The sequence below is a fragment of the Pseudomonas huaxiensis genome (genome assembly GCF_003231275.1).
Taxonomy (GTDB): Bacteria; Pseudomonadota; Gammaproteobacteria; order Pseudomonadales; family Pseudomonadaceae; genus Aquipseudomonas; species Aquipseudomonas huaxiensis.
Window position 1 is genome coordinate 35,741 of the sequence record NZ_QKVL01000044.1, and the last position, 6,174, is coordinate 41,914.

Here is a 6,174-nt window from a genome sequence, read left to right on the forward strand (position 1 = left end):
GTACGTCCTATGAATCGGAGAGGCTGATGAGACGGGTAGAAACCAACAATCTGGATTCGATCGACCACTACCGGCTGTTGCACACCGCTGATCCGGTTGCGGTTGCGGGGGAGGTGCTGATTCGCGTCGCGGCGTGCGGCGTAGGCTATGTCGATGCGCTGGAGTCCCTTGGCCGTTATCAGGTCAGGCCACCGTTGCCCCACGTGCCCGGCCAGGAAATCAGCGGCTGGGTTGAAGCCCTGGGGCCGGGTGTAGACGGGCTGGCCGTGGGCGACCGGGTGATCACCCAGACCCACGGCGGCTTCGCCGAGTTGGCCGTGGCTGCGGCGCAGACGCTGGTAAAGATCCCGGACGGCATGGACTTCATTCAGGCAGCGGGCTTCAAGATCAACTACCTGACGGCCTATCACGCGCTGCACGACCGGGCCGCGCTGAAACCTGGCGAGACCCTGCTGGTCATTGGCGCCGCAGGCGGTGTCGGCAGCGCTGCGGTGCAGATCGGCAAATGCCTGGGCGCCACGGTGATCGGCGTAGCGTCGACGGCGGAAAAACGTGCGTTCGTGCAGGCGCTGGGCGCGGACCATGTGATCGACGCCAGTGCAGATAGCTTCCGCGAAGTGGTCAAGGAATTGTGTGGGCAGAAAGGGCCTGATGTGGTGTTCGATCCGGTGTGCGGGCCGTTGTTCGAGCCGGCGTTCCGCTCGATGGCCTGGGGTGGCCGGCATCTGGTAGTGGGGTTCGCGGGTGGGCCGATTCCGGCGCTGCGGGCGAATCTGCCGCTGCTCAAGGGGGCGTCGCTGGTGGGGGTGGATGTGCGCCAGTTCCAGATTTATGAGGCTGGGAAGGGCGCGGCGCATTTGCGCGAGTTGCTGGGCTGGGTCGCGCAAGGGCGATTGGCGCCACCGATCGGTAAGGTGTTCGTTTTCGAGGCGTTCGCTCAGGCGTTGGAGTACGCGCTGACGGGTCAAGGTCTGGGCAAGACGGTGATTCGGGTGTCCTGAAGTCGTGAAGTTACCGGCGGCCTCCGTACGGACGTATCGTCGAAATCAGTCTGGTGACGCTGTAGGTGCGAGCTTGTCGGAACGCCGAACCGTCCCGCCTCGAATGGATGGGCCCGCAGCAACCCCAAAAATCATTGTCTCCGCTACCCCGTGAAGACCCTTTTTCATCTGATCGTTCGCGTTGAAACCCACTGTTTACGGGAACGTGACCGTGTACGAAACATCGGATAATGGCTCGAAGCCATCCATCAAGGCCGCGAAATAGAGCCCTCAAACTCGAGAAACATTTCACATTTACGTCAATTTATTTCGAACTTTATCGGAGGCCGGTGCTTCAAAGCGGTGCGTTCGTTAATACATTACTGTCATGGAGGCTTCCCGAATGCCCACCCGTAAATTGCTCGCACCGACCTGCATCCTCGCTCTGCTGGGCGCACCCTTGGCGGCCGTTGCCGCACCGAGCACCGACCCGCTGTTCACCCTCGGCCTGACGGGCAGCTACGACAAATTCAAGTTCGAAGGCGGTGACGAGTCCGACTCCGACCACCTCGGCCAGGGCGGCGTATTCGCCACCTTCGGCAACAAGCTGACCGCCGAATCCGGCTTCATCTACCAGGTCGGCGCCGAAGCCAAATACGGCAAGAAAGACGACAACAAACTCAAGGAAGCCCAGGCCGATCTCGACCTCGGCTGGCGTGCGGCGCTGGATGCGCGCAACTTCGTCGACGTGACCGTGGGCGGCGGCTACAGCTGGACGCGCTTCGAGCCGGCGATCAACGACATCGATGTCGAAATCACCTCCAAGTCGCCGTTCGCCAAGGCTGCGCTGGGTTACAACCACCAGTTCGACACCTCGACCTTGCGTGTCGAAGTCGGCGCTCGCCACACCCTCGACGGCCGCGCCAAGCTCAAGGTCGACGACTTCGGCAGCGACACCGTGGACCTCAAGGACCGCACCAACCCGTACGCTGAAGTCAGCCTGCTGCTGAACCAGCAGGGTGGCATGCCGGTGCAGGTCGGCGCGTACTACACCCGCACCGAGTACAAGCTGGACGAAGACTCGGACGTGGCCGACAACACCAAGCTCAAGCGTGACGAGTTCGGGGTGAAGGTCGGTCTGGCGTTCTAAGCGCCTGGTCGGTTCGAAGGGCCGGGGCGGCCCTTCGATGCTGGCGGCGGAATACGCTGTTATTCCGCGGTCTGCAGCGTCGCCATATCGATGACGAAGCGGTACTTCACGTCCCCCGCGATCATGCGGCTGTAGGCTTCGTTGATGGCGCGGATATCGAGCATTTCGATATCGCAACGAATGTCATGCGCGGCACAGAAATCCAGCACCTCCTGGGTCTCGGCGATGCCGCCGATCAACGACCCGGCAATCACCCGACGCTTGAGCACCAGATGCGCCGCGTCGATGGCGGGCTCGATGGGTTCGATCAGGCCCACCAGAATATGCACACCGTTGAACTTGAGCGTCTTGAGGTAGGGATTGAGGTCGTGCTGCACCGGGATGGTGTCGAGCAGGAAATCGAAGTGATCGGCCACCGCAGCCATCTGCGCCGGATCGGTCGAGACCACGACGTGATCGGCGCCCTGGCGCTGCGCTTCCTCGGCCTTCGCTGCCGAACGGGTGAACAGCGTGACTTCGGCGCCCAGCGCCTTGGCCAGCTTGATGCCCATATGACCGAGCCCGCCCATGCCCAGAATGCCCACCCGATGACCCGGCCCGACGCCGTGATGGCGTAGCGGCGAGTAGGTGGTGATGCCCGCGCAGAGGATCGGCGCCGCGCTCGGCAAGTCCATGCCGTCCGGGATCCGCAACACGAAATCTTCCCGCACCACGATGGAGTTGGAGTAACCGCCCAGGGTGTAGCTGCCGTCCACACGATCCGGTGTGGTGTAGGTCATGGTCGGGCCTTCGAGGCAGTACTGCTCCAGGTCGGCGTGGCAGGCGTCGCAGTGCTGGCAGGAATCGACCATGCAACCGACGCCGACCAGATCGCCGGGCTGGTACTTGCTCGCCGCGCTACCGGTGGTGCGGACACGGCCGATGATTTCGTGGCCGGGCATCAGCGGGTAAACAGCAATTCCCCACTCATTGCGCGCCTGGTGGATATCGGAATGGCAGACGCCGCAGTAGAGGATATCGATGACGACATCGTTCGGACGCGGGCTGCGGCGGTCGAAGGTCATCGGGGCGAGCGGCGCGCTGGCCGACTGGGCGGCGTAGCCAATGGCTTTGTACATAAGGGTGTCTCTGCACAGCGAAAAGAGGCGGCGCATTGTGCGGGCGAGGGGCGGGGATGCCGATGGGCATTCCTCCGGGTGTCATGCCTATTCCTCCAGTGAGCCTTAGATTGACGGTAACCCTGCCGTGAAATCTGGGATCATGGACGCGTCAATCACTCTTACCGTCTCTCATGTCCGATCCTCATCACTTTCCAGGGCGCCAGGCCCTGTGCGACCTGATCAAGCCGCTGGCCACGCGTCCCGGCTTTGTCGACACCTTGCTCAGTGACGTGCAGGTGCTGTCCTGGGCGGAGTATGTGGCCAGTAGCCCGCAGATCTACGAACCTAGCCTGATGGTCCTGGCACAGGGTCGAAAGCTGGCGCGCCTGGGCGAGCGGACCCTGGATTACGGGGCAGGGCAGTACCTGGTGCAGGCGCTGTCGGTGCCGTTCATGTGCGAGACCTTCGCCAGCGAGGCTGAGCCACTTTACGGCGTGGCCGTCGGTATCGATCCGCTGGTCCTGAGCGAAATGGTCCAGGCGATGGACCCGCTTCCCGCCGGGCTGGTCCGGGCGCAAACCCCGAAGTCCATGAGCTCCGCGCCCCTTGATGAGCCGATGCAGGACGCCGTGCTGCGGTTGTTGCAGTGCCTGCAACGACCTGAAGACGCCCGCGTAATGGGCGCGGCGCGGGTACGCGAGGTGTATTTCGCGGCGCTCAACGGCCCGCAGGCTGGCGCGCTGAGAGCCTTGGTCGAGCAGCAGGGACACTTTGCCCGGATTGGCGCATCGCTGGCGTACCTGCGGGATCACTATGCCGACCCGCTCAGCATCGACGAACTGGCCGGCCGGGCGAACATGAGCGCTTCCGCGTTTCACGAACACTTCAAGCGCAACACCTTGCTGTCGCCTATCCAGTACCTCAAGCGACTGCGCCTGTTGAAGGCACAACAGATGCTCATCGGCGAGGGCCTGGGCGTCGCCCAGGTGGCGCACCGCGTGGGCTATCAGAGCAGTTCGCAGTTCAGCCGGGAGTACAAACGGCAGTTTTCACGAAGTCCGGGGGATGAGGTGCCTTATCGCGGGATAGCGGTTTAGGGCGGTTCTGGCCCCGGCCTCTTGTTCGCCTGGGGTTGCTGCTTAGAACAGCGATTAGGTGATAGAAGGAGGGGCCTCAGACAAACCGCAACGGCAGGTAACTGCCATACCCAAGCCAAGGAGTGCAGCGATGGATGACTATCTGGAGTTGAATAGAGCTAACTGGGATGAACGAGCGCCACTCCACGCCGCTTCTCCGGGTTACGAAGCTGCAAGGTTTATAGCTTCTGCGGATCATTTATCGGCAGTGGTTCGTTTCGATCAGCCTCGCCTCGGTGACATTTCTGGCCTGAGAGGGGTGCACCTACAGTGTCATATCGGTACAGACACCCTTTCTCTTGCCCGTCTTGGGGCGGTCATGACCGGCCTGGACTTTTCTCCCGTCTCACTGGATCAGGCCCGGAGACTGGCGACCGATTGCAATGCTGATATTCACTACGTCGAAGCGCCGGTTTACCAGGCTGCGCAAGTCCTTGGTGGCGCTGGCTTCGATCTGGTCTATACCGGCGTCGGTGCACTGAACTGGCTGCCCAGCATTGATAAATGGGCCAGAACGGTAGCCGCTTTGCTCAAACCGGGAGGCCGCCTGTTTCTGCGTGAAGGGCATCCGATGCTTCTGGCGCTGGACGAGAATTGCCAGGACGAACTGAGGATCAGCTACCCGTATTTCGAACGCCCGGAGCCGACGGTCTGGAAGGATGACAGCACCTATGTCGAAGTCGATGCTGCGCTGAAGGCCACCGTCACCCATGAGTGGAACCACGGCCTTGGCGAGGTGATTTCGGCGCTTCTGCGTCATGGGCTGAATCTTGTCGCCATCGAGGAGCATGACTGCATCCCCTGGGAGGCGCTGCCTGGACAGATGGTTCTCGGAGAGGATGGAGAGTGGCGTTTGAAACTTGATCCATGGCGTCTGCCGTTGAGCTATACCCTGCAGGCGATTAAACGGTGAGGGACAAGGCTGGCCGTTGTAATTGGACAAAAAAAGCCCGCCGAAGCGGGCTTTTTCAATAGCGGGTGAATCAGTCGTCGGAGCTCATGATGCCAAACAGTTGCAGCAGGCTGACGAACAGGTTGTAGATCGATACATACAGGCTGATGGTCGCCATGATGTAGTTGCGCTCACCGCCATGGATGATCTGGCTGGTCTGGAACAGGATGCACACCGACGAGAACAGCACGAAGCCGGCGCTGATCGCCAGTTGCAGGCCGCTGATCTGGAAGAAGAAGCTCGCGACCACTGCACCCAGCAGAACGAAGAAACCGGCGGTGATGAAGCCGCTGAGGAAGCTCATGTCCTTGCGGGTGATCAGCACGTAGGCCGACAGACCACCGAACACCAGTGCGGTCATGGCGAAGGCCGAGCTGACCACTTCGGCGCCACCGGCCATGCCCAGGTAACGGTTGAGGATCGGGCCGAGCAGGAAGCCCATGAAACCGGTCAGGGCGAAGGTGGAAACCAGGCCCCAGGCCGAGTCACGCAGCTTGGCGGTGAGGAAGAACAGACCGTAGAAACCGATCAGTACGACGAAGATATTCGGGTAACCGACGCGCATCTGCTGTGCGACGTAGGCCATGACGGCACTGAAGATGAGAGTCAGGGCCAGCAAGCCGTACGTGTTGCGCAGGACTCGGCTGACCTCCTGCTGTTCGACCTGCAGGCCGTGGTTGACGGCGTAATCCTGTTCGCGCATGGCGACACTCCTGTGGGTTTTGAAACGTTGAGTTGCAAAGATCATAACAGAGCATTGGAAACAGGCCATCCAGAGAGTTTGACAGCTTGTTTCATTTCGGTATGATGGCGCCCGCATGACAAAGTGGAAGCGTGGCCGAGTGGTTTAAGGCAA

At 61.4% G+C, this 6,174-nt stretch carries 6 protein-coding genes; 4 read left to right on the forward strand and 2 right to left on the reverse strand.

What is annotated here, in order from left to right; genetic code table 11:
- Nucleotides 1-26: 26 nt before the first annotated feature.
- A complete protein-coding gene (locus DM374_RS27760) occupies nucleotides 27-1,001 on the forward strand; it encodes an NADPH:quinone oxidoreductase family protein (protein ID WP_110972774.1) in 975 nt (324 codons plus the stop codon).
- A 382-nt stretch (nucleotides 1,002-1,383) separates the two neighbouring features.
- Nucleotides 1,384-2,130, forward strand: coding sequence for an outer membrane beta-barrel protein (locus DM374_RS27765; RefSeq protein ID WP_110972775.1), 747 nt, complete (start codon nucleotides 1,384-1,386; stop codon nucleotides 2,128-2,130).
- Nucleotides 2,131-2,189: 59 nt separating this feature from the next.
- Here DM374_RS27765 and DM374_RS27770 read toward each other — a convergent pair whose 3' ends face one another.
- Nucleotides 2,190-3,248 (reverse strand): NAD(P)-dependent alcohol dehydrogenase, encoded by a 1,059-nt coding sequence (locus DM374_RS27770; RefSeq protein ID WP_110972776.1) that lies wholly within the window; start codon nucleotides 3,246-3,248, stop codon nucleotides 2,190-2,192.
- A 173-nt stretch (nucleotides 3,249-3,421) separates the two neighbouring features.
- Here DM374_RS27770 and DM374_RS27775 point away from each other — a divergent pair, with 173 nt between their 5' ends.
- Together DM374_RS27775 and DM374_RS27780 are read left to right on the forward strand one after the other, a co-directional pair.
- A complete protein-coding gene (locus DM374_RS27775) occupies nucleotides 3,422-4,327 on the forward strand; it encodes an AraC family transcriptional regulator (RefSeq protein ID WP_110972777.1) in 906 nt (301 codons plus the stop codon).
- A 130-nt stretch (nucleotides 4,328-4,457) separates the two neighbouring features.
- Nucleotides 4,458-5,279 (forward strand): class I SAM-dependent methyltransferase, encoded by an 822-nt coding sequence (locus DM374_RS27780; RefSeq protein WP_110972778.1) that lies wholly within the window; start codon nucleotides 4,458-4,460, stop codon nucleotides 5,277-5,279.
- A 70-nt stretch (nucleotides 5,280-5,349) separates the two neighbouring features.
- On the opposite strand, the gene DM374_RS27785 is transcribed toward DM374_RS27780, so the two are convergent.
- Nucleotides 5,350-6,021 carry a Bax inhibitor-1/YccA family protein gene (locus DM374_RS27785; protein WP_095157359.1) on the reverse strand — a complete coding sequence of 224 codons (672 nt, stop codon included), beginning with the start codon at nucleotides 6,019-6,021 and terminating at the stop codon, nucleotides 5,350-5,352.
- Nucleotides 6,022-6,174: the final 153 nt, after the last annotated feature.

Bases quoted from the DNA above. Each gene is read 5' to 3' on its own strand.
- DM374_RS27770 (WP_110972776.1), bottom strand. From the start codon at position 3,248: ATGTACAAAGCCATTGGCTACGCCGCCCAGTCGGCCAGCGCGCCGCTC.
- DM374_RS27780 (WP_110972778.1), top strand. From the start codon at position 4,458: ATGGATGACTATCTGGAGTTGAATAGAGCTAACTGGGATGAACGAGCG.
- DM374_RS27785 (WP_095157359.1), bottom strand. From the start codon at position 6,021: ATGCGCGAACAGGATTACGCCGTCAACCACGGCCTGCAGGTCGAACAG.
- DM374_RS27775 (WP_110972777.1), top strand. From the start codon at position 3,422: ATGTCCGATCCTCATCACTTTCCAGGGCGCCAGGCCCTGTGCGACCTG.
- DM374_RS27765 (WP_110972775.1), top strand. From the start codon at position 1,384: ATGCCCACCCGTAAATTGCTCGCACCGACCTGCATCCTCGCTCTGCTG.
- DM374_RS27760 (WP_110972774.1), top strand. From the start codon at position 27: ATGAGACGGGTAGAAACCAACAATCTGGATTCGATCGACCACTACCGG.